General features: G+C 57.4%; 16 protein-coding genes and 3 pseudogenes. 1 reads left to right on the forward strand and 18 read right to left on the reverse strand.

The window, feature by feature from the left end; translation table 11 throughout:
• Positions 1-62: 62 nt before the first annotated feature.
• Positions 63-1,211, reverse strand: a complete 1,149-nt coding sequence (gene dgoD / locus CN538_RS01865; RefSeq protein WP_106418370.1) for a galactonate dehydratase — start codon at positions 1,209-1,211, stop codon at positions 63-65.
• Between the two features lie 71 nt (positions 1,212-1,282).
• On the reverse strand, positions 1,283-2,056 hold the full coding sequence (locus CN538_RS01870; RefSeq protein ID WP_242495473.1) for a FadR/GntR family transcriptional regulator: 774 nt from the start codon (positions 2,054-2,056) through the stop codon (positions 1,283-1,285).
• A 462-nt stretch (positions 2,057-2,518) separates the two neighbouring features.
• Between CN538_RS01870 and CN538_RS01875 the strand changes: the two genes are divergently transcribed.
• Positions 2,519-3,661, forward strand: coding sequence for an O-antigen ligase family protein (locus CN538_RS01875; protein ID WP_242495474.1), 1,143 nt, complete (start codon positions 2,519-2,521; stop codon positions 3,659-3,661).
• Between the two features lie 83 nt (positions 3,662-3,744).
• Here the strand turns inward: CN538_RS01875 and rfbD are convergent.
• The 16 genes and pseudogenes from rfbD to CN538_RS01945 all read right to left on the reverse strand — a co-directional run bounded on the left by rfbD (position 3,745) and on the right by CN538_RS01945 (position 22,648).
• Positions 3,745-4,649 (reverse strand): annotated as a pseudogene (rfbD, locus tag CN538_RS25855) (dTDP-4-dehydrorhamnose reductase).
• On the reverse strand, positions 4,646-5,191 hold the full coding sequence (gene rfbC / locus CN538_RS01885) for a dTDP-4-dehydrorhamnose 3,5-epimerase (RefSeq protein WP_106418372.1): 546 nt from the start codon (positions 5,189-5,191) through the stop codon (positions 4,646-4,648). Before rfbC ends, rfbD begins: the two are co-directional and overlap by 4 nt.
• A pseudogene (rfbA, locus tag CN538_RS01890) lies at positions 5,188-6,074 on the reverse strand (glucose-1-phosphate thymidylyltransferase RfbA). Before rfbA ends, rfbC begins: the two are co-directional and overlap by 4 nt.
• Positions 6,075-6,094: 20 nt before the next feature.
• Positions 6,095-7,165 (reverse strand): dTDP-glucose 4,6-dehydratase, encoded by a 1,071-nt coding sequence (rfbB, locus tag CN538_RS01895; protein WP_106418373.1) that lies wholly within the window; start codon positions 7,163-7,165, stop codon positions 6,095-6,097.
• A gap of 317 nt (positions 7,166-7,482) precedes the next feature.
• Complete coding sequence (gene galE / locus CN538_RS01900) at positions 7,483-8,448, reverse strand: UDP-glucose 4-epimerase GalE (RefSeq protein ID WP_340638225.1); 966 nt, start codon at positions 8,446-8,448, stop codon at positions 7,483-7,485.
• 11 nt (positions 8,449-8,459) lie between these two features.
• Positions 8,460-9,754: pseudogene (locus CN538_RS01905) on the reverse strand (undecaprenyl-phosphate glucose phosphotransferase).
• 310 nt (positions 9,755-10,064) lie between these two features.
• Positions 10,065-10,823 carry a glycosyltransferase gene (locus tag CN538_RS01910; RefSeq protein ID WP_242495476.1) on the reverse strand — a complete coding sequence of 253 codons (759 nt, stop codon included), beginning with the start codon at positions 10,821-10,823 and terminating at the stop codon, positions 10,065-10,067.
• The gene (locus CN538_RS01915; RefSeq protein ID WP_129591271.1) at positions 10,820-11,686 is read right to left on the reverse strand and encodes a glycosyltransferase family 2 protein; all 867 of its coding nucleotides are present in this window, start codon (positions 11,684-11,686) and stop codon (positions 10,820-10,822) included. Before CN538_RS01915 ends, CN538_RS01910 begins: the two co-directional genes overlap by 4 nt.
• A 139-nt stretch (positions 11,687-11,825) precedes the next feature.
• Positions 11,826-13,025 carry an O-antigen ligase family protein gene (locus tag CN538_RS01920; protein WP_106418376.1) on the reverse strand — a complete coding sequence of 400 codons (1,200 nt, stop codon included), beginning with the start codon at positions 13,023-13,025 and terminating at the stop codon, positions 11,826-11,828.
• The gene (locus CN538_RS19705; RefSeq protein ID WP_164999480.1) at positions 13,022-13,648 is read right to left on the reverse strand and encodes a lipopolysaccharide biosynthesis protein; all 627 of its coding nucleotides are present in this window, start codon (positions 13,646-13,648) and stop codon (positions 13,022-13,024) included. The genes CN538_RS01920 and CN538_RS19705 overlap by 4 nt, the downstream gene beginning before the upstream one ends.
• Positions 13,635-14,381: a lipopolysaccharide biosynthesis protein gene (locus CN538_RS01925; protein ID WP_106418377.1), complete on the reverse strand. Its 747-nt coding sequence runs from the start codon at positions 14,379-14,381 to the stop codon at positions 13,635-13,637. Before CN538_RS01925 ends, CN538_RS19705 begins: the two co-directional genes overlap by 14 nt.
• Positions 14,382-14,756: 375 nt before the next feature.
• A complete protein-coding gene (locus tag CN538_RS19710) occupies positions 14,757-15,437 on the reverse strand; it encodes a hypothetical protein (RefSeq protein ID WP_129591273.1) in 681 nt (226 codons plus the stop codon).
• A gap of 566 nt (positions 15,438-16,003) precedes the next feature.
• Complete coding sequence (gene glyA, locus CN538_RS01930) at positions 16,004-17,266, reverse strand: serine hydroxymethyltransferase (protein WP_106418378.1); 1,263 nt, start codon at positions 17,264-17,266, stop codon at positions 16,004-16,006.
• 410 nt (positions 17,267-17,676) lie between these two features.
• Positions 17,677-19,182, reverse strand: a complete 1,506-nt coding sequence (locus CN538_RS01935) for an aldehyde dehydrogenase (RefSeq protein WP_106418379.1) — start codon at positions 19,180-19,182, stop codon at positions 17,677-17,679.
• Between the two features lie 197 nt (positions 19,183-19,379).
• A complete protein-coding gene (locus CN538_RS01940; RefSeq protein ID WP_106418380.1) occupies positions 19,380-21,920 on the reverse strand; it encodes an ABC transporter permease in 2,541 nt (846 codons plus the stop codon).
• Positions 21,917-22,648, reverse strand: coding sequence for an ABC transporter ATP-binding protein (locus CN538_RS01945; protein ID WP_106418381.1), 732 nt, complete (start codon positions 22,646-22,648; stop codon positions 21,917-21,919). The genes CN538_RS01940 and CN538_RS01945 overlap by 4 nt, the downstream gene beginning before the upstream one ends.
• Positions 22,649-22,690 lie beyond the last annotated feature (42 nt).

Genomic DNA, 22,690 nt, shown 5'->3' on the forward strand with positions numbered 1-22,690 from the left:
TCCACCGCGGACCGCCTGCCGGGCAGACGGAAGACCGGGAGCGCCGCCTACACGGCGCTCCGTCACCACTCGGCGATGGAGCCATCCTCGTGCGTCCATACCGGATTGCGCCAGCGATGCCCGATCTTGGCGCGCTCCTCGACGAACGCCTCGTCGATCTCCACCCCCAGCCCCGGGCCGTCGGGGATCGCACAGAAGCCGTCATGAATCGATAGCGCGGACTTGTCCACCAGGTAGTCGAGCACATCGTTGCCCTGGTTATAGTGAATGCCCATGCTCTGCTCCTGGATGAACGCATTGTGGTTGACCGCGTCCACATGCAGTGAAGCCGCCAGGGTCAGCGGCCCCAGCGGGCAGTGCGGGGCCAGGGCGACGTCGAAGCACGAGGCCAGGGTGGCGATCTTCATGCCTTCACTGATCCCACCGCAGTGGGAGAGATCCGGCTGCACGATATCGACCATGCCCTCGGCGAGCAGATCGCGGAACTGATAGCGGGTGTGCAGGCGTTCACCGGTGGCGAGCGGATAGCCTAGGCCGCCGGCGATATGCTTGAGGCTGGGCAGGTGCTCGGGCAGCACCGGCTCTTCGACGAACATCGGGTGATAGGGCTCGAGTTCGCGCAGCAGCGCCTTGGCCATGGGCCGATGGACACGCCCGTGGAAGTCGATGCCGATGCCCACATCGGGGCCGACGGCATCGCGCGCCTCGGCCACCCGGGCCACCGCCTCATCGACCTTAGCATGCGAATCGACGATCGCCATCTCGGCGGTGCCGTTCATCTTGAACGCGGTGAAACCCTTCTCGACCAGTGCCTTGGCGCCAGCGCCGACATCACTCGGCTTGTCACCGCCGGTCCAGGCATACATGCGCATGCGATCGCGCACCTGGCCGCCGAGCAGCTGGTGTACGGGCACACCCAGATCGCGCCCCTTCAGATCCCACAGCGCCTGGTCGATACCAGCGATGGCGCTCATCAGGATCGGGCCACCGCGATAGAACCCGGCGCGGTACAGGGTATTCCACAGATGCTCGATACGGTGCGGGTCCTGACCGACCAGGTAGTCGGCGAGTTCATGCACCGCCGCCTCGACGGTCGCGGCACGCCCCTCGACCACCGGCTCGCCCCAGCCGTAGCAGCCTTCGTCGGTCTCGATCTTGAGAAACAGCCAGCGCGGCGGCACCTGCCAGGTCTTCAAACGGGTAATCTTCACGGCTCACCTATTCGCTAAGTCAGTGTACTGAAATGTGCAGACGCGGGACGTCTCCAGCTGCCCCACGAGCGTCAGGACGAGGCCTGCGGCAGGCCGATCACGCGGGGATGTTGCACCAGTTCCTCCATGCCGAGATCGCGACCGGTGCGCTCGAGCACCGCCCGTGCGGCCTCGACGGCCTCCTCCGGCTGGCGCAAGCGAATCGCCTCCAGCACCCGGGCATGGCGCGCCATGCTGTCGTCGAGCTCGCCGGCACTGTGATTGGAGCGGGCGACGATCATGGCAATGGCGGGCTTGAGCACGTGCGAGATCTGCGCCCAGATGAGATTGTGCGAGGCCGCGAAGACCGCTTCGTGGAAAGCGACGTCGTAGTCGTCGTGGCTCATCCCCTGCCAGCAAAGATCCGGCGCCTCCAACGCCGCCAGCATGCCCGCATGCGCGCTTTCGATCGCCAGCAGATCGGCGGCGGTGGCGTGGGTCGCCGCCAGCCCGGCGACGAACGGCTCTACCGCCACGCGAAAGGCAAAGACCTCACGCTGCAGTTGGGGGTTAGGCCGCGCGTAGCGCGCCATCCAGGCACTCACCTGAGGGTCGAGCAGATGCCAAGCGGCCAGCTCGCGCACCCGTGTGCCCTGCCCCGAGATACGCGTGACCAGACCGGCATTCACCAGTTTCTGCAGCGCGCTGCGTACGGTGCTGCGGCTGACCCCGAAGCGCGTGCAGAGATCGATCTCGCGCGGGATCATCTCGCCGCTGGCGTACTCACCGCCGAAGATCGATGCCGCCAGGGCGTCGGCGATGTCGGCCCGGGGTTCCCGAGCCGCGGCGGCTCCGGCGGTTTGCACGTCAGTCGGCATGGATGTTCAACTCACTGGACACTATGTCCGACATAGCCTCAGACATGCCAAAGGATAATGCTCTTAGACCATGGTCATGAACAAGACCAAAGTTGTAGGAAGGAAGCCTCAAGGATCACGTCTGGCGAACGAATACCAGCATTGACACGAATTGAGCGGCTGAGGGATCGCTGTCCCGGGAGCGGTCATCGGCAACTGTAACGGCGGATGAAATACGTTTAGTATCGCCGCCCTCACCATTTTTCGAGGATAACGAGATCCATGACGCATCGACCTCCGCTTTGGGAGTCTCCTCGCTCTTGGCAGTGTCCCCGCGGCTTGTGGGTTGTGGGCGTCGCCTGTATCTGGGCTTACGCCTTTCTGGGCATAGTGATGGATCATCTTGGTAGTAAGACGGGTACCTTGTCAGCGTTGCTGGGTCTCATCGCCATACTCGTCTACGGAAAGACGATGCGCCGCTCCGCTGCGCTATGGTTACTGCTGGCCGCGATCGTGGTGCAAGTCATCTCCTGGACTTTCGGCTATTACCATCATCCGCAATGGATCGCGGACAATCCGCAGGTCGACCGTCTGGCCAAGCTATTCATCTTCACCGCGGTCGCCTGGTGGCTGGGCGGCAGCACCCGCAATACGCTTTGGCTGTGGATGCTGGCCCTGCTCGGCTTCCTCCTCGCCGTGCTGCTTGCCGGCCCAGGCGAATGGCTGCGTGGCCTGGAGGGTGAACGTGTCGGTTTCGGCATTCGCAACCAACAGCACGGTTCGATGCTGTTCGGGGTCGCCTTTCTCGGCCTGGTGATCTTCGCCAGGCGACTGATCATGCCGGCCGGCATTTGGGTGCTGTGGCGCATAATGATCTGGATACTGGCGATGGCCCTGTGCGTCACGGCCATCGCCATCGGCCAGACCCGCGCGGTGTGGCTGGCGCTGGTCGTCGCCCTACCGTTCGCCGGCATCATCATGCTGGCCTGGGCGCGGTGGCGCGGCACCGGCCAGCGCGTGCTACGACCGCTCCTGGTCGGCCTGGCGCTGGGCAGCCTGCTGGCTCTGGTCGCTGTATGGCTCTTCGGCGGCGTACTGATCGAACGTATCACCGCTGAGTCCTCTGTCATCTATCAGCTCGCCCACGGCAATCTGGACGCCGTGCCCTATTCGAGCATCGGTATCCGAATCCATAGCTGGATAGCGGCTTTTCAATGGATCGCGGAGCGCCCGCTGGTGGGCTGGGCCGGCGAGGGGCGCAGCCTGGTGATCGACCACACGCCCTGGCTGCCGGAGATGGTCAAACAGAACTTCGGACATCTACACAACTTCTTCATCGAGATCTGGGTAGCCTACGGCCTGCTGGGCGTGTCAGTGATCGCAGCACTGACATTCTGGGTCGGACGCGCGACCTGGCTGGCCTGGCGCGGCGGAGTCATGCCCAATGACATCGCCCTGTTCGGCGTGGCCTTCTTCGTCTACTGGATCATCGTCAATCAGTTCGAGTCCTACGACTCGTTCTGGACCGGGGTCTACGTGCACAACCTGGTCGTCGGCGGTCTGGTGACCCATTACTGGCGCTGGCGCTACGCCAAGCCCGAAGAGAAGGCGTAAAAGCAGCGCGCCGCCGAGATGAAAACCTCGGCGGCGCGCAGTGGTAAAGATCGACGCCTTGGGCGCGACCGAAGATATGTCCTTCAGCCAGCGAGGGCCCTGATACAGCGACTCAGAGATTCCCGCCATGGGGGCAAAACGACATCGAAAGTCGCGCTCAGCGAGGCGGTTTCCAGTCGCGAGTTATGCGGCCGCGGCGCCGGTTGCGGATAATCGCGGGAAGCGATGGCCTCGGTCGCCGGCCGTCGGGCAGGATCGAGCAGCCCGTGGACGATGGCTTCATCGAAGACTGCCTCGGCGAAACCGTGCCAACTGGTCGCACCGCTAGCCGTCAGATGGTAAATGCCCGCCATCTGCTCGGGCCAACCCTCACGGCGCCAACCGTGCAGCGCCAGCGCGGTGACATCGGCAATGGTAGCGGCCCAGGTCGGAGCCCCGATCTGGTCGGCGATGATACGCAGTTGGTCACGCTCGTTGGCCAAGCGCAGCATGGTCTTGACGAAATTGTGCCCATGCGCGGCATAGACCCAACTGGTCCGCAGCACTAGCGCCTTGGCGCCCGACCCAATGATAGCCAGCTCACCCTCGCGCTTGGTCTGGCCGTAGACCGATGCCGGCGCTGTCGCATCGTCGGGTCGATAGGGCATGTCGCCCTCGCCGGCAAAAACATAATCCGTGGAGTAGTGCACCAGCGGGATATGCGCTCGGCACAGACAGCGGCCAGCTCCGCCACGGCTTCGGTATTGATACGTCTGGCCAGTGCCGGCTCGCTCTCCGCGCGATCGACCGCAGTATAAGCCGTGGCGTTGATCACCACGCCCGGCGCATGGCGTGACACCGTCGCGGCTACGGCGCCCGGCTCGGCCAAATCGCACTCCTGACGCCCCAGGACGAGCCCACGACCGAAGGGCTGCATGGCCCGTGCCAGTTCGCGCCCGACCTGGCCGTTGGCACCCAGAATCAGATAATCCAGTGCCGCTTCACTCATGCGAAGACCTCCGCCTCGCGCAGTGAAGCGCCGGCAAGATCCTTGTCTGAGAGCGTGAGATCGGCGACGTCAGGCCATTCGATGCCAAGCTCGGGATCGTCGTAACGGATGCAGCGCTCTGACGCTGGATGATAATAGTCGGTCGTCTTGTAGAGAAAATCCGCGCTCTCGGAGAGCACCACGAAACCGTGGCCAAAGCCTTCGGGCACCCATAGCTGGCGATGGTTGTCGGAGGAAATTTCCACACCCACCCACTGGCCGAAACGGGGCGAAGAGCGGCGTAGATCGACGGCGACGTCGAAGACACGGCCATGAGTTACGCGCACCAGCTTGCCCTGGGGTTGCTCGAGCTGGTAGTGCAAACCGCGCAGCACGCCTCGACGCGAACGGGAGTGGTTGTCCTGCACGAAATCACGCTGACAACCGGTGGCTTTTTCGAAGGCCTCGCGATTGAAGCTCTCCATGAAGAAGCCACGCGCGTCGCCGAAGACCTTCGGCTCCAGAATCATGACTTCAGGCAGAACAGTCGCCACAGCTTTCATCGATAAACCCCTCGCTCTTTCACCACTCGGCGCAGATACTGACCATAACTGCTCTTGGCCAGAGGCTCGGCCAACGTCAGCAATTGGTCATCGTCGATCCATCCATGCCGCCAGGCTATCTCTTCTGGGCAGCAAAGCTTCAATCCTTGACGATGCTCCAGAGTGGCAACGAAATGCGATGCTTCCATCAGCGATTCATGAGTGCCGGTATCGAGCCAGGCAAAACCTCGCCCCATGATCTCGACGCTGAGGTCACCACGCTCGAGATAGAGCCGATTGATGTCGGTAATCTCCAGCTCACCTCGTGCGGAAGGTTTAAGCGCTTTTGCCATCTCAACGACATCGCTGTCATAGAAATAGAGCCCAGTGACCGCGAAGGATGACTTGGGCTCGGATGGCTTCTCTTCGAGAGACGTCGCACGCCCCTCGGCATCGAAATCGACGACACCCATAACGCTCGGGATCATGTACGTGATAGGCGAAGACACTGGCACCCTGGGGCCGAGCCGCGGCATTGTTCAATAGCGGCTGAAAATCATGACCATAAAAATATTGTCACCTAGTACCAGACAGCTCGGCGCACCGCCGAGAAACGCCTCCGCGATAATGAAGGCTTGCGCCAGACCGTCCGGAGACGCCTGCACGGCGTACTCAAGCGAGATGCCCATTGATGGCCATTACCTAACAGTTGCTCGAAACGCGGCGTATCCTGAGGCGTGGAGATGATCAAAATTTCGTCGATCCCTGCCAGCATCAGCGTCGACAGGGGATAATAGATCATCGGCTTGTCATAGACTGGCAGCAATTGCTTCGAGATCGATATCGTGACCGGGTGGAGGCGAGTACCGGAACCTCCGGCGAGAATGATACCTTTGCGCTTCATGGTCTTTGTCCTAGTTCTACTCAGTTCGAGCCGTAATGGTGCGTCGTCCACTCGCGATACGAACCGCTAGTGACACCCTCTATCCAGCTCTCATTCTCCAGATACCACTGCACGGTCTTGCGCAGGCCGGAGTCGAATGTCTCACGCGGCTGCCAACCAAGCTCGCGTGAAATCTTGCCAGCATCGATGGCATAGCGCAGATCATGGCCCGGGCGATCCTTGACGTAGGTGATCAGGTCAGCATAGGACGCCACACCGACCGGGTGCTCAGGGGCGAGCTCCTCGAGCAGGGCACAGATACGCTCGACCACATCGAGATTACGGTGCTCGTTGTGTCCGCCGATGTTATAGGTCTCTCCGATCACACCCGACTCGAGCACCGTAATCAGCGCTCGTGCATGGTCCTCGACATACAGCCAGTCTCGCACCTGGCTGCCATCGCCGTAGACGGGCAACGGCTTGCCCGCACGAGCATTGAGGATCATCAAAGGGATCAGCTTCTCGGGAAAGTGATAGGGACCGTAATTATTCGAGCAGTTGGTCACCAGCACCGGCAGGCCAAAGGTGCGGTGCCAGGCCCGCACCAGATGATCGGAACCGGCCTTGCTCGCCGAATAAGGTGAACTGGGAGCATAAGGCGTTGATTCAGTAAACAACCCACCCGGGCCTTCGAGATCGCCATATACCTCATCGGTGGAGACGTGGTGGAAGCGAAACGCCTGACGCCCTTCCTCCGTCAACGTCTCGAAGTAGCTCCTGGCCACTTCCAGCAATACCCCGGTCCCCACCAGATTGGTCTGGATGAAGTCGGCCGGACCGTGGATCGAGCGATCCACATGAGACTCCGCCGCCAGATGCATGACGGCATCGGGCCGATGACGCTCGAACACGCCGCGCAGGGCATCCGCATCGCAGATATCGACCTGCTCGAACGCATAGCGTGAGCTATCGCTGACCTCACCCAGGGAAGCCAGATTGCCCGCATAGGTAAGCTTGTCGACATTGACGACACTATGCCACGTGTCATCAATCACATGGCGAATGACCGCCGAGCCGATGAACCCAGCACCGCCTGTTAACAGAATTTTCATAAACATACCTGTCGATGGAAGCGCCACTAGTGTAGGGAGAATACGTGGCGACGAAAAGCTACGGCCAAGGTTTATGTCATCATAACTTGCCCGACAGAGCCAACTTAATACTCAGCCCACTCCGAAAAAGTCTTTTTTCGAAGCACCCAAAAAAAAACATTTAAAAACCCGAAGTCCCCTTACAATCAAGTCACGTCTACGAACGCTTTGCAATTTTATCATTCAAGGAAAAACACCAAAACAGCTTGACCTCAAAGCCACTAGAAGTCATGACCGATAGCCATGTGGGTTTTTGCACTGCCACCGCCAAGCATCCGCTAACATGGTGGGTAAATCTCTCGTCGAGCACGCCACCCCAGCTCGCGTTCAGCCTTGTCGGTATTCGCCCAAAAGGCAGGCAAATCACCGAGGCGCCGCGGCACGAATTGATAAGGTACCGGCACATCATTTGTTTGAATAAAAGTTTCGACCACTTCCAGTACGCTATACCCTCGACCGGCCCCCAGATTATAGGCAAAGCAACCGGGTGCGGCGAGACAATCGAGGGCCCGACGGTGGCCTTCGGCCAAATCCATGACGTGCAGATAATCTCGGACACAGGTGCCATCCAATGTAGGATAATCACATCCAAATATGGACAACCTTTCGAGTCTTTGCGCAGCAACCTGAACCACATACGGCATGAGATTATTGGGAGTTCCCAGTGGATCTTCTCCGATCTGACCGGATTGATGGGCTCCTATAGGATTAAAATAACGCAATAACACTACGGACCAACGGGGGTCAGCGCGGCAGAGATCCTCAAGGAGCTGCTCGGCAACTGCCTTGGTACTGCCGTAGGGTTGTGCAACCCGCCCACGCGGCAGTGCCTCGTGATAAGGCACAGGAGCACTCTCTCCATATACAGTGGCCGACGAGCTGAACACCAGACGATGAACACCTGCACGAGCCATTGCTTCACAAAGAGTCACTGTACCGGCAACATTATTTCGATAGTAGGGCAGTGGTTGTAATACGCTTTCGCTAACAGCCTTAAGACCAGCAAAATGTATGACGGCGTCTATCGAGTGCTCGGAAAATACAGCGTCGAGCTTAGCAGCATCGTTGATATCGCCCTCGACTAAGGTCAATGAGCGCCCGGTAACTTCTTGCACTCGTCTTAGTGCCTCCAGATGACTATTGACAAAATTATCAATAACGACGAGACGATAGTTATGCTCGAGCAATTCGATCAGCGTATGCGAGCCAATATATCCGGCACCACCAGTTACTAGTATTTGCATAGAGATATCAGTCAGTAAGCATTTTGGCTGAAAAAGCCTTTGAATATTGTGAGAAACACAATCTTGACGTCCAACCAAATCGACCAGTTTTCGACATACCAGAGGTCATACTCTATACGCTTGGCCAGATCAGTGTCACCCCTCCAGCCATTGATCTGCGCCCACCCCGTAATACCCGCCTTGACCATATGCTTTTGCATGTATCCAGGAATCTCGTGCTTGAACTGCTCAACAAAAATCGTTCGCTCGGGTCGAGGGCCGACTATTGACATATCACCCTTCAGTACATTCAGCAGCTGAGGCAGTTCATCGAGGCTAAAACGACGGATAAAAGTTCCAAAAGGAGTAACCTTTTTTGCTCGAGCCCCACCCCAACTCACCCCTTGGTTTTCGGCATCGACAGGCATGGAACGAAACTTCAGCATCATAAAAGGCAAACCATTTAGGCCCACTCTCTCTTGCCGATAAAAAACAGGACCCGGTGAGGACAAACGCACCCCTAGTGCCACCACCAACATCACTGGACTCAACACCAATAAGATCATTATTGAAAACAAAATATCTTCCAGACGCTTCAGCAGACGCGCACCGCCAGACGACATAGGGGAACAAGTCAAGTCCAGCAAAAAAAGCCCAGCCAAGTTGGAGACATTATGATTAATAAGACGAAAGTCGGTCAAATTAGGCATATATCTTACGTTTCCAGTCGACAGGCTGAGCGAAGACAGAATAGACTTAACAACGTCTCCTTTAGATAAGGGCAAACAGATCCAGACCTCAGCTTCTTCATGAGCAATAAAGTCGCCAACACGGTAACGCTCGTAAGATAACGACTCTAGTTCATCAAAAACGTCATTATCAATAATCAGCAGCCGAGTTGCATCAAAACCAGACTCTGGGTGCCGTCGCAGATGAGCAACAGCAGTGGCGCACGAATGAGCATCCCCGATCAGCATCACGTTACGTCGGTTTCTACCGTTTTTACGCAACCGATTGACAATCGGATATGCCGCGACACGTACACAATCGAAGCGAAGCAAGCTCCCGCGATCCAGAGGATGACCCACAATCTGGAAAAATGAGTCCCTAATTGCGAGAGAAACATGACTAACGCGAGCATAGCGCCAATGAGAAAATAACCAAATAATAGACGCAATACAAGTAAACCACGCACGCGCCCACGCCAAGTCTGATAAACATTCAGCCCTGGCAATACCAGTAACATAACCAAGGCACCAAGTGGTAGTGCCCAAAAAAATGCTCGGGCATAGTAATAGCCCCAAAGCGTAAGGCATAGGCCACCCATCCCCCCAGCATCATGATGGCAAGATCTAGCAACCTAGCCAACGATGTCGTGTAAGCGTCGAATCCTTGTAATGAACGCCTATCATGATAACTCATATGGAACAATATCTCCCTTAGCGCATTTGACATGGGCATAATGTCAAATCAGCGCTTCCAAAAGCCCTTGTGCATGCTACAGTATTTTCTGACCGACACAGGCAAGTAATTATATTTCTTACCAAGGCAATAACCTGCAAACTTCATCACCGTTGAAAACAGTGACACGGGCAGCCAGTTCAGGTGCTTTTTCAACAGATAATGCCATTCCGACGTTACAAAGCGTCGCCCCTCTCCGCTGGCCCCCCCCAGTTCTCCTGAATCCATGGCTGACAAATATGAAAGACTCCCGTATCGAAGTAACGGCGAAACTCCTCAATAGGTCTGTAGTTATGAGAATGGCGGCAGCAAGCATCTCCAGCATAAGCCACTTTCCAGCCAGATTGGAGCATGCGTGCAGCCACAAACATATCTTCCGCGACGATGACATCGCCCGGAAAGCCCCCAACCTCAGTCAACGCCTCGACGCGATACGCAGCGAAAGAGTTAGACATAAATGCGACTTTAAGCCCCAACCAAGCAGCATCCTCAAGGGATTTGATTTCGCTATCTACAGGATAGTTGAAAAGCCTCGCATGCTTTGCTAGAGGATTGGCATCGAGATGGGGTAATTGCCTCCCACATACGGCCCCTACCTCCTTATCATCAAAATAGGCCAGCAGCTTACTAATAGCTGAGGGTTCGACCAAATAGGCATCCTGAGTCAAATAGACATAAAATTCATAGCCGGGGCGATCTACGACAGCTTTCTGTCTCGTGCCACCATGATTGAATTCACGCTGAGGAATGACCTCGTAATCGACTTGTCTCTCAGCCAGCAGTTCTTGAGTACCGTCACTCGAAGAAGAGTCAATGACAAAAAGGGGAAACTCTGCCGGCAGGCTGTCTAGCAAACGCTCCAGACAACGAACGTCGTTAAAACTAGGAACGACGAGAAGTGCCCTAGACCCTTGCGAAGATGACTGTAGAGTCATTTCATCTTCCCCCGTTTACCACGCACCCCGTCGTTAAGCGCCCGCAAGAAATAGTGCAAGTATTTGCCACGCCCAGAAACAAACAACATTATAACCGCCTGATGAATAAAGGCGTATATGATTTCGCGCAGTGCCAACAACTTCGGAACATGGGGCATGCGTAACAAAAAGAATGAATTTCGAACACGATAGTAACGTCGAAAAGCACTATGAACAGGAACGCGCACAATAATTAAATTGATTGAAGCATCACCAATCGAATGCAGCATTTTGGCTTCGGGCAAAACTTCGACAGGCACACCAAGGGATTTTGCACGCAAGCACCACTCAGTATCCACATAATCAATGAACAACGTTTCATCCATAAACCCAACAGTTTCTAATGCAGCCCGACTTACCCCACTTCCCGAGGAAATCACTATATCGACAGACACCGGTTTATTCGATGTTGAAGGATACACTTTCTTACGCCACCCCCATCGACTGATAAGAATGGCAGGATACTCAAACCCACCTTTCTCATCAAAAAAGACAGGCGCCACGACCCGTTTTTCGCCTCCAGCCAGTTTAGCCAGTAAAGTTGTCAGTAGCTTAGCGCTAATTGAACTATCTTGATCAAAAAACACGACGGCTTCGCAGCCGCTATCCAAAGCACGACGAATGCCAATATTTTGGGCCGCAGCAATGCCAACATTTCTGTTCAAACAAATAACTTCGGCATCGACGCCTAAATGGAGTTCAACTGGTGACTCAGAATTATCCACAACAACAACGTTGACACCATGATTTTTTAGGACATCAACCATCACTCTAAGTCGAGCAACATCGGGCTGATAGGCTACGATCACACAATAGGCTTTCAAGAAAACCTCTCTTCAAGAAGCTGATAGAGCACAAGCACGCTTCAGCGTCGCTGCTTGCAGTGTATTTTATAATATCAAAGATTGATTATAATTTACAGCATCCCATCCTGACAAAAACTAGCAGGAACAATCGACCTCATCACACAACCCTAACCGCATCGTAGAAGCATAGATAGTATATCAAAAGATAAACTACCAGCATATTAGAGCTAAAGAAATACGGATTGAAAAATGACGCAGAAACGAACAGCGCCAAGTACATGACAAGATAGTATTGTCGGGAAGCGACAATCTTTATAGCTATATATACGTAAGACAAAAACATTAAGAAGCCAAAAACACCAAATTTCGGTAAAAAAGATAGCAACTGCTGCTCATAAGAAAAAGGAGCGGTCGTGGAGCGTATCATCTCTGTGCTAAAAGCCCCCAGGCCATGACCAAAGAGGGGCGCCTTCTCAAAATAGTTAATAAGCACTACCGTTTGAGAGAACCGGACTTCGTCAGAAACATCGTTCTGAGTTGAAAAAAAACGAACCTCGACAAACTCCCTCAAAGAATCAAACAACAGAAAAGAAGAAAACAACACCATACAAAAAAGGAGGATTTTAAACCAAACACCTTTCTTATCTGCCAGACAAAACACAAATAGGCAGAGACCATAACACACCATGTTATAGCGAGAAAAACCGATTAGAACGACGAACATCGCTACAACCACCATTGCACGATCACTGGAAGTAATACGATTTTTCGTACGAAGCAAGACAACAGCCAAAGGAAGTAGCGCTGCAATTAAATCAGCCTGCATATAAATTCTAACCAGTCCAAGAGGAAGAGGCATCGTTAAAAAACTTGCACCAGTGATGTTTTCGTAACTCGCGACAAATTCTTCGACAAAGGCATCGTAACCCGGCGAAATAAGATAAAGCGCCATGACAACCAGCTTCACTCCGGCCAAAAGTAGTACAGAGGCCTTGTAGATTGTAAGCACTCTCTGTTTTCCAAACCCCCGCGCATAAACAATATGCGTGACAAGAAGTCCCAAGCCGACGGCGCCCAGTGACAAAATCAGTTCATTTATAGCATAGCGTGAGAATTCAGCATATCCATAGATCGCATACAGAATTAGAAACCCAGAGATACCGATCAGATGCGCGCTCAATGATATTGACAGGCGCTTTACGCTCATCACGAAATAGAACATCACGACTGATAGTAGAACATATTTCAAAGGAAAGCCCGCCAGTGAACCTGACGGAAGGGCAGTGATGAGCACGACACTAACTATAAAGATACGATCTTGTAACGAGTTCCGCTCCTCCCCGATTTGGTCGGTCATCTTTTAGCTGCTCTTGCTAATGGTGAATGAAAAGGCCACTCTGGATAAAGCCAAAACCCCAGACGCCGTTTGACAAAAAAGAGTGCAACTAAATTTTGTAACACAAGCACCATACTTAACGATAGTGCTGCCCCTAACGCCCCCATGGTAGGAATGCTAACAACAAATGTCAGAACACCAACCCCAGTACAAATCAGTGCTATATTTCGCATTAAGCCTTCATGGCCTGTCATATTGAGTAAGAACCCAACTGCAGCGGTACTAACATTAATAGTTTGCGCCAAAGCCAGTAGGCGAAGATAAGGAGCCGCATCACTAAACCCAGAACCAAAAAGTGATAGCACCACATCGGGAAAAAACAAACAAATTAACAACATCGGTACCGATAGTGCAGCCCCCAAGAACGCACTTTGTCGTGCTAACCTTATCAGGCGGTCATGCTCATTATTGTGGTAAAGCGCAGAAAAACGAGGCGGAAAAATAGCCGCAATCAACATCAAAACAAAACCTATCAATAGAGCGGAGCGTTCGGCCGCCTTAAACAAACCCAAATCGTGACTATTCAGGAAAAAGGCCGCAACAAATACTACAAGCACGTTCTGCATAAACTCAGCCAAGCTCATCAAAAAAGGCCCGAGAAGTATTAAGAAACCCCCGAGGATCATCGGGCTTGTTACCAAGTACGTTTCTATTTGAATCCGCGTAACTTTTTTGTTGAAAAAAAAGCACAACACAGCCTTGAAAAAAAACCAACCACGTTGCTAGAGACAGGGCAACACCTGCTTGTCCTATTTCAGCGTTCCCAAAGCAAAGGCTATAGAAAATCAAAAACAGGGCTGCCACTAGAGAAATATAGCCACTTTCCAGAAAACACGCTGATGCAGGACGCCTGACGCCCTTGAAATAGCCTGCAAGGAGATAATTCGCCGTAAAAGGTGGCACAGCAAATGCGATATATAGTAATAGAGAGCCTAGAGAGGGGCTTGAGAAAAATCCTGCTATAATGGAGTTTAAGAGGAGCAGTAAACATGCCACTATCAAGGCAGCAGCAAGCGAATATTTTGCTGCCCAGACAAAGTAATAAAAACCTTGCACGCTATTATGCTCCCTACCAGCATAGCGCATCAATGCATTATCCATTCCAAAACGCGTCAAGATACCGGCGCCAAACAAAACACTTTGAGCCAAGGCAAAAACTCCGACACCATCGGCGCCGTAGAGCCGCCCCAGCGTTACGCCTAGTAGTAGCGAGCCAATCGCGGCTATTGCACGTGCAAATAGGGTCTTTAGAAAATCCATTCCTATATCGGTCTTCAGCATCAACCAAAAGCGACCACTTATATCAGAAACCTTCATTCAAGTCTCCAGAGGGAGGAAGAGAGTCTAATTCACAAAGGGTTATAGATGTCATTCAACCTAAACTAATCAAACTCAAGTCAAAAAAAGCAACTCAAGAAAAACGACCATTACTTAGTGCACCCGGGTCAAAAAAAGCAGAACCGCCTGCAAAACTCCATTTTGATTAGGTACTTTTAATATTGCCGCAGAAGCATCTAGACCCATCCATTTTCAGGCAATGGTAACATCACAATACAAACCTTCTTTATCGAATTTCAAAACAACACCAAAGTTCATGCGTTGTCGAGATGTCGTTTAACCGCCGCAAAAAACTCCATCAAGAACCTATCAGCATGGCTAAAATAAGAATAAAAGGAACGCCTAGCGCGATCGTCAGCAACCGGCTGGCATTAATCCTTTCCAAGCTTCGGAAAGTTCGTTGATTAACCCCCCCTTTTCCACACTCTCTATTTTTCCACGTAAACTCGATGCCCTCGTGAAATACTCGGAGATTAATTCATTAGCGTTCGGACTTCCTGATTTCTGCACCACTGCTAGCGCATTCTCGACATCCTTGAGCTGTTGGCTTAGCATTTCCCGATATTTATCCACCCGCCTTTTTTGGTCGTCTGCTAGACGATTCAAAACAAGATTATGCAGATCGGACACCAGGCTCTTCTGATCATCGGTCGCTTTAGACTCGACATTCACCAACAATGTATCCTTTGGATTGGATACAGTTAGCGAAAACGGCAGCTCCTTCAAGCTTTTACTATCCAGGAATTCTCTGACTCCTTGAATAAGGTAGATGTTTTTCATTTTTGCCAAGACATTATTAGGCGATTCCAAGCCCAACAATTCGCCCGACTGATTAACGTAACTGGCCAGTTCGTACGAGGAGGTGTATTGGTAAATAGGTTTTCTGAGAAACACGAAAAGCAGCAACACGACCAACATGCCAACAAACATAGCTATTACAACCCGCCTGCGACGCACCAAAATAACCATCAAGTCCACTGGTGATATGTCGTCGCTGCGCTCTGAGTCATGAAGGGAAGGCGTTGGTGCTTTCATAGTATAAATCTCCAAAGGCTAAAGTTAAATTCATCAAGCACGCTACCGCCATTGAGTGGCAAAAGACACCACCCAGAACATAAGTTGCTACAACCTACAGGCTAAAACAACCCTTGAACAATCCAACTAATACAAAAAATTATAATTTAAAGATAAGTTAAACACATTTTAATTCAGCCTTTTCCAGAGATGCTCCACTGGCTGTTGCCGACTCGCTTCCAACCTCCTGCCAGCACCGGGTCATATGGAACTGAATGTTAACGGAAATAGCTTGTGTCGTCGAACAAGTAGCACACGCGAAGCCAGAATCCCTACTGGCGCCTGCAGGTGGAGGCTATCTTCATCCTTCATCTGTACAGATAACGATCAGAGCACATTATCAAATGTGAGCAGGCGAACTCGCGAGCCTTTCTGAGCGCTCCTCAAGCACCTGGATTCTTACGGGGCGCGAGGCTATTCACACTCACCACCGATCGAAAAATTAGACACAAAAAAATGGAGCGCCGCATGGCGGCGCCCCACTTCTCTCAGATCATCGACCCGGCGCTCTGCCGAGTCAAGTCAACTCAACGATACACCGGCAGCCGGCCGCAGACGGCTTCGACCTGGCCCTTGACCGCGTTCTCGGCTTCGCTCGAGTCGCCCTGCTGCATGGCGTCGAGGATATCGCAGATCCAGCCGGCGAGATCGCTGCACTCGGCCTCACCGAAGCCGCGGGTGGTCACTGCCGGGGTGCCGATGCGCAGTCCGGAGGTGACGAACGGGCTCTGCGGGTCATTGGGCACGGCGTTCTTGTTGACGGTGATGTGCGCGCGACCCAACGCGGCATCGGCGTCCTTGCCGGTCAGACCCTGCTTGACCAGCGAGAGCAGGAACAGATGGTCTTCGGTGCCACCGGAGACGACTTCATAGCCGCGCTCGATGAACACGCCGGCCATCGCCTGAGCGTTCTTGACCACCTGCTGCTGGTAGCTCTTGAACTCGGGGTCCATGGCCTCCTTGAAGCAGACCGCCTTGGCCGCGATGACGTGCATCAGCGGGCCGCCCTGGCCGCCGGGGAAGACCGCAGCCTGCAGCTTCTTCTCGATCTCGGCGTCATTCTCGGCGGAGAGGATCAGGCCGCCGCGCGGACCGCGCAGGGTCTTGTGCGTGGTGGTGGTGACCACGTGGGCATGGGCCAGCGGGCTGGGGTAGACGCCAGCGGCGACCAGACCGGCGACGTGCGCCATGTCGACCAGCAGGTAGGCACCTACGCTGTCGGCGATTTCGCGGAACTTGGCCCAGTCGATGATCTGGGAGTAAGCCGAGAAGCCGGCGATGATCATCTTCGGCTGGTGTTCCTTGGCCAGCTTGGCGACTTCGTCGTAATCGATCCGGCCGCTCTCGTCGATACCGTACTGCACCGCGTTGTAGTGCTTGCCAGAGAAGCTCGGCTTGGCGCCATGGGTCAGGTGACCGCCAGCGTCGAGGCTCATGCCGAGGATGGTATCGCCCGGTTTGACCAGCGCCTGGAACACGGCACCGTTGGCCTGGGAACCGGAGTGCGGCTGAACGTTTGCGTAGCTCGCGCCGAACAGCTCCTTGGCGTAGTCGATCGCCATCTGCTCGATCACGTCGACGTGCTCGCAGCCGCCGTAGTAACGCTTGCCGGGATAGCCTTCCGCGTACTTGTTGGTCAGCTGCGCGCCCTGCGCCTGCATCACGCGCGGGCTGGCGTAGTTCTCGGAAGCGATCAGTTCGATGTGCGCTTCCTGGCGCGCGACTTCCTGCTGCATCGCTTTCCACAGGGCATCGTCGAATCCGGCAATCTGCATGTCTCGCGTGAACATCGGCGGGTATCCTCGGCTCGGGGAGGGGACGATCGGACCCGCGCCCGGCGGACTCCGATCATGAAAACGTGGCGCGATGATACCCCAGCGCCGGCGGCCTTTCCTATGAAAGTCCGTCATGCGCGCGCGCATAATTTCTCACCTTGGCTTTAGCCTGGGTAAAACGTCACCGGATGCGACATCCGCTGTCGGCGCACCGTCTTTACGGCGCACCGCGCGGGCCGCCGGCATGCTGGAGTTTGCCTACATCGTCAGCACCCCGCCTCGATCAGCGGCCTGGAGCATCCCAGGCAGCGACGGGTAAGGGACGCACCGCAGCATGAAGCTCGGCCCGACGCGTACCGAGCCGAGCCCACCCTCCCTTTCAAGGAATCGAGGAGATCCAGATCAAAGGATCGAGGAGGTCCAGTTCAAGGGGCCAAGGAGATCCAGACGGTCTTGAGATCGGAGTACTCCTCCAGCGAGTGGTGGGACTTGTCGCGCCCGTTGCCCGACTGCTTGACGCCACCGAAGGGCACGGTCTGATCCATGCCAGCCCAGTTGTTGACGTAGACCTGACCCGACTGCAATCGCCGCGAGACGCGCATGATGCGGTCGATATCCTGGCTCCAGACGCCCGCCGCCAGGCCGTAGTCACTGTCGTTGGCCAGTGCGATCGCTTCTTCTTCGGTGTCGAAACCGAATACCGAGAGCACCGGGCCGAAGATCTCCTCGCGGCCAATCGCCATGCTCGGCGAGACGCCGTCGAAGATCGTCGGCGGAATGAACAGCCCCGGCCCCTCCTTGGCGCTGCCCCCGCTGCGCAGGGTTGCGCCCTCTTCGACACCGCGGCGGATGTAGTCGAGCACGCGTTGATACTGGGTATGATCGACCATCGCGCCCATGAAGCTCGCCGGATCGAGCGGATCGCCCGGCTGCATGTGCTCGGCGGCCGCCAGCAGCTTGTCGACGAAGGTCTCGCGGATGCGATTTTCCACCAGCAGCCGGGAGGCCGCGATACATACTTCGCCCTGGTTGTGGAAGATTGCCTCGGCGGCGTGACGAGCTACGGCGTCGAGATCCTTGCAGTCGGCGAAGACCAGATTGGGGCTCTTGCCGCCGCATTCGAGATAGACACGCTTGAGATTGGACTGGCCGGCGTACTGCATCAGCTGCTTGCCCACCGCAGTGGAGCCGGTGAAGGCGAGGCAGTCGACGCCCATCGACAGTGCCAGCGCCTTGCCCACGGTGTGGCCGAAGCCGGGCAGCACCTGAAAGACGCCAGCAGGCAGCCCGGCCTCGCGTGCCAGCACCGCCAGACGCAGCGCCGACAGCGGCGATTTCTCCGAAGGCTTCAAGATCACGCTGTTGCCGGCGGCCAAGGCCGGGGCGATTTTCCACGCGGTCATCATCAGCGGGAAGTTCCACGGCACGATCGAGGCGACGACACCGAGCGGCTCGCGCAGCACCAGCCCCAGCGCATCATCGCCGGTGGGGGCGACTTCGCCGTAGAGCTTGTCGATCGACTCGGCATGATGGCGCAGGCAGGCAATGGCGCCCCCCATGTCCCCTAGAGAACTGCCGATCGGCTTGCCCATGTCGAGGGTATCGAGCAGCGCCAGCTCCTGCTTGTGCGTCTGCATCAGCTCGGCGAAGCGCAGCAGCACCGCCTTGCGCGCCCCGGGCGAGCGCCGCGACCACTCCCCCTCGTCGAAGGCACGCCGCGCCCGGGCCACTGCTTTCTCGGCGTCGGCGGCATCGCAGCTGGCGACCTCGGCGAGGGTGTCGCCGGTGGCCGGATTGATGCTGGCGAAGGTCTCGCCGCTCTGCGCGTCGACGAAGGCATCGTCGATGAAGGCGCGGGTCTCGATCCTCAGCTCGCTGGCCAGACGCTGCCAGTCGGCATGGGTCATTGCATCGCTCAGTGCATTGCTCATCGCTCGTCTCTCTCGATCAGGTCATCGCTCAGGGTTATCACCCAGGTCTCTCACTCATATCTCGTATCGACAGGCCCCCACTTCTCCGGGGGCATTCACTGCACGACGTCTCTGCGCCGAGCATACGCCGCTCGGCATCTGCTCGGCATCTCGCCGCGGCGCGCCCACCGGCACGCCTATCACCGACTCTCTGGCGCTCAACCTTCGCCCAGCAGTCCCAGGCTCTGCACCGGCGCCTGCCGGCGTAAGCCACGCGACAGCAGATGGCCGATCACCCCGATGAGCAGCGCGCCGCCGAACGGCAGCACCAGCCATAGCCATAGATGCAGGCGCGGGGCGAGATCGAGCCAGCCAGCGTAGATGCCAAGCGCAGCGCCCTCGGCCAGCAGCGCCGCCATCAGCCCGCTGGTGAAGCCGAGCAGCGCGAACTCGACACCCTGGACCCGCGAGAGCAGGCGTTGCCCGGCGCCGAAGACTCGCAGCAGCCCACTTTCGTGGGCGCGCAGGGTCTGACTGGCGGTGAGCGCGGCGTAGAGCACGCTGACCCCGGCGAGCAGGACGAAGCCCAGCACCAGTTCCACCGCCCGGGTGACCTGGGCCAGCAGCTCGCGCACCCGCGCGAGGATGGCGTCGACGTTGAGCAACGAGACCCCGGGATAGGCCGCGACCAGCCGCCCCAGCACGTCGCCGTGGGCGCCAGCATCGAGGTGGAAGGCGGTGATATAGCTATGGCCATAACGCTCGAGCACGCCGGGCGGGAAGATCACGAAGAAGTTGGGCCGGAAGCTGTCCCAGTCGAGATCGCGCAGACTGGTGATCTCGCCGGTGACGCTATCGCTGCCGATGGTGAAGGTCAGGCTATCGCCCAGACCCACGCCGAGGCGTTCGGCGAGGCCGCGCTCGACCGAGATCGGCACGCTGCCTGCGGCCACCTGGGTGTCGGTGTCGAACCAGCGCCCGGCGACCAGCCGATTGCTCTCGGGCAGCGTCTTGCGCCAGGTGAGGTTGAGTTCGCGCTTGAGCGCGTTGTCGTTACGGTGCGCCTCGGGCACCGCTTCGCGCGCGGGGCGGTCGTCGATGGCAGTCAGGCGCCCGCGCACCATCGGGTAGAGCGCACTGCGGGTGTCGGCGACCTGATCGAGAATGTCACTGAAGCCCTCACGCTCGCCGGGCTGGATATTGATCGCGAAGTAGTTGGGTGTATCCGCCGGTAGCTGGGTCTGCCAGGCACTCAGCAGATCGCCGCGGACCAGGGTGATGATCGCCATCGCCGCGAAGGTGACGGCGAAGGCCAGCAACTGACCGAGACTCGCCTGGCGCCGCCGCGCCAGTTGACTCGCCCCCAGGCGCAGAGCACGGCTGGCCTCGCCGCCACGCGCGCCGAAGCGAGTGGCCAGGCGCAGCACCAGCGCCAGCAGTAACCAACCTAGCCCCCACAGCACCACCAGTGCGATCAGACCGCCCACCAGCAGCGCTGCGGCGAGCCCGAGGTCGCCCGAGTAGAGCCACAGCAGCGCGCCAAATACCAGACCGGCCACTGTCACCACCAGCCACGCCGAGGCGGGCAGCGGATCGAGCTCGCGGCGCAGCACCTGAGCGCACTGACACGCTGCAGGCGCAGCAGCAGCGTTGGGTCCGGCGAACCCCACCAGCACCGCCAGCGCGGTCAATACCCCCAACAGCAGCGGTAGCATGCCCGGCGCCGGCAGCGTCAGCGGCAGAAAGCGCGCCAGCAGGGCCAGCAGCGCGGCCTGCCCCACCAGCCCCAGCAGCGCCCCGACCACTGAGGCCGCCAGCGCCAGCCAGGCCAACTGCCAGGCGAACAGCTGCGCCAACTGGCGCTGACTGGCGCCGAAGCAGCGCAGCAGTGCGGCGGTATCCAGATGGCGGTCGACATAGCGACGGGTGGCCATCGCCACCGCCACCCCGGCGAGCAGCACCGCCGCCAGCCCGGAGAGGCTCAGGTACTTCTGTGCCCGAGTCAGGGCGCTGCCGAGCTGAGGCTGGTCGTCGCGCACGTCCTCGACCTCCACGCCCTGCTGGCGCAGCCGCGTGAGCAGCTCGCCCACCGACGCCACCGCCGCGGGCGTACCCTTGGCCAGCAGTTCGTACTCGATCCGCGACCCCGGACGCACCAGCCCGGTGGCCTCGAGATCGGTCAGACGCATCATCAAGCGCGGGCTGAGACTGGCGAAACCCGCCGACTGATCCGGCTCGCGGTCGATCAGCCCGGACACCGTTAATTCACGCTGGCCCACCTGCACCGACTCGCCGATCGCCACGTCGAGCAGTTGAGCGAGTCGCGGCGCGATCCATACGCTGCCCGGCGCCGGCCCCGCGGCGCGCTCGATGATGCCCTCGCCGAGATCGACGCGCAGCTTGCCGTAGAGCGGATAGGCGCCGTCGACCACCTTGAGACTGGCCAGCTGAAAGGCGTCGCCGCGGCTGACCATGGAGACGGTATCGACCTGATCGGAGAGGGTCAGCCCGGCATTGCGCAGCGTGTCACGCAGGTCGTCGCCGAAAGGGTCACTCTGTTCGAGCTTGATGTCACCGCCCATCAGCTGGCCGGCCTGGCGGGTCAGGCCACGATCCAGACGGTCGAGGAAGAAACCGATCATGGTGGTCGCCGCCACCGCCAGCACCAGGGCGACGAACAGCGCGCGCACGTCACCGGCGCGCAGATCGCGCCGGAGCCCCTTGAGCGACAGCGCCAGCAGCGAACTGCCCGTACTCATGCCTGCACCTCATCGGGCTCGAGTGCCACCAGACGGCCGCCGTCGAGACGCAGGCAGCGCTGGCAGCGCCGCGCCAGATGGGGGTCGTGGGTGACCAGCACCAAAGTGGTGCCGGCCTCGCGGTTGAGCGCGAACAGCGACTCGATGATCGCGCTGCCGGTGTCGCGGTCGAGATTGCCGGTCGGCTCGTCGGCAAACACCAGCTCGGGCCGGGTAACAAAGGCGCGCGCCACCGCAACGCGCTGCTGCTCGCCGCCGGAGAGCTGCTTGGGTAGATGATCCAGACGCTCGCCGAGCCCGACCCGGCCCAGCCAGTCACGCGCCCGCTGCTGATGATCGCGGCCGGGGGTCAGCTCCAGCGGCAGCATCACGTTCTCCAGCGCGGTCAGGGTGGGCAGGAGCTGGAAATTCTGGAACACGAAGCCCACACGACCGGCACGCAGTGCGGCGCGACCATCCTCGTCGAGCGCCGGCAGCGCGGTACCGAATAGCGCCAGCTCGCCGTGGCTAGGCGTATCCAGCCCCGCCAGCAACGCCAGCAGGGTCGACTTGCCCGCCCCAGAGCTGCCCAGAATCGCCACGCTCTCGCCGGGCATGACGCACAGGTCGAGGTCATCGAGGATGGTCAACTGGCGCTCGCCGCTGGTGACCTGCTTGCCGAGGCCGCGCGCCTCGAGCGTCGGGATCGTGGCGGCCGAAGCGGCGTACGTGTCGCGGATGTCGGACATGGAACAGGGCTTCCTGTGCAGTGGTGCGTCCTGCCGGATCGC

The organism is Salinicola tamaricis (genome assembly GCF_003006155.1).
Classification (GTDB): Bacteria; Pseudomonadota; Gammaproteobacteria; order Pseudomonadales; family Halomonadaceae; genus Salinicola; species Salinicola tamaricis.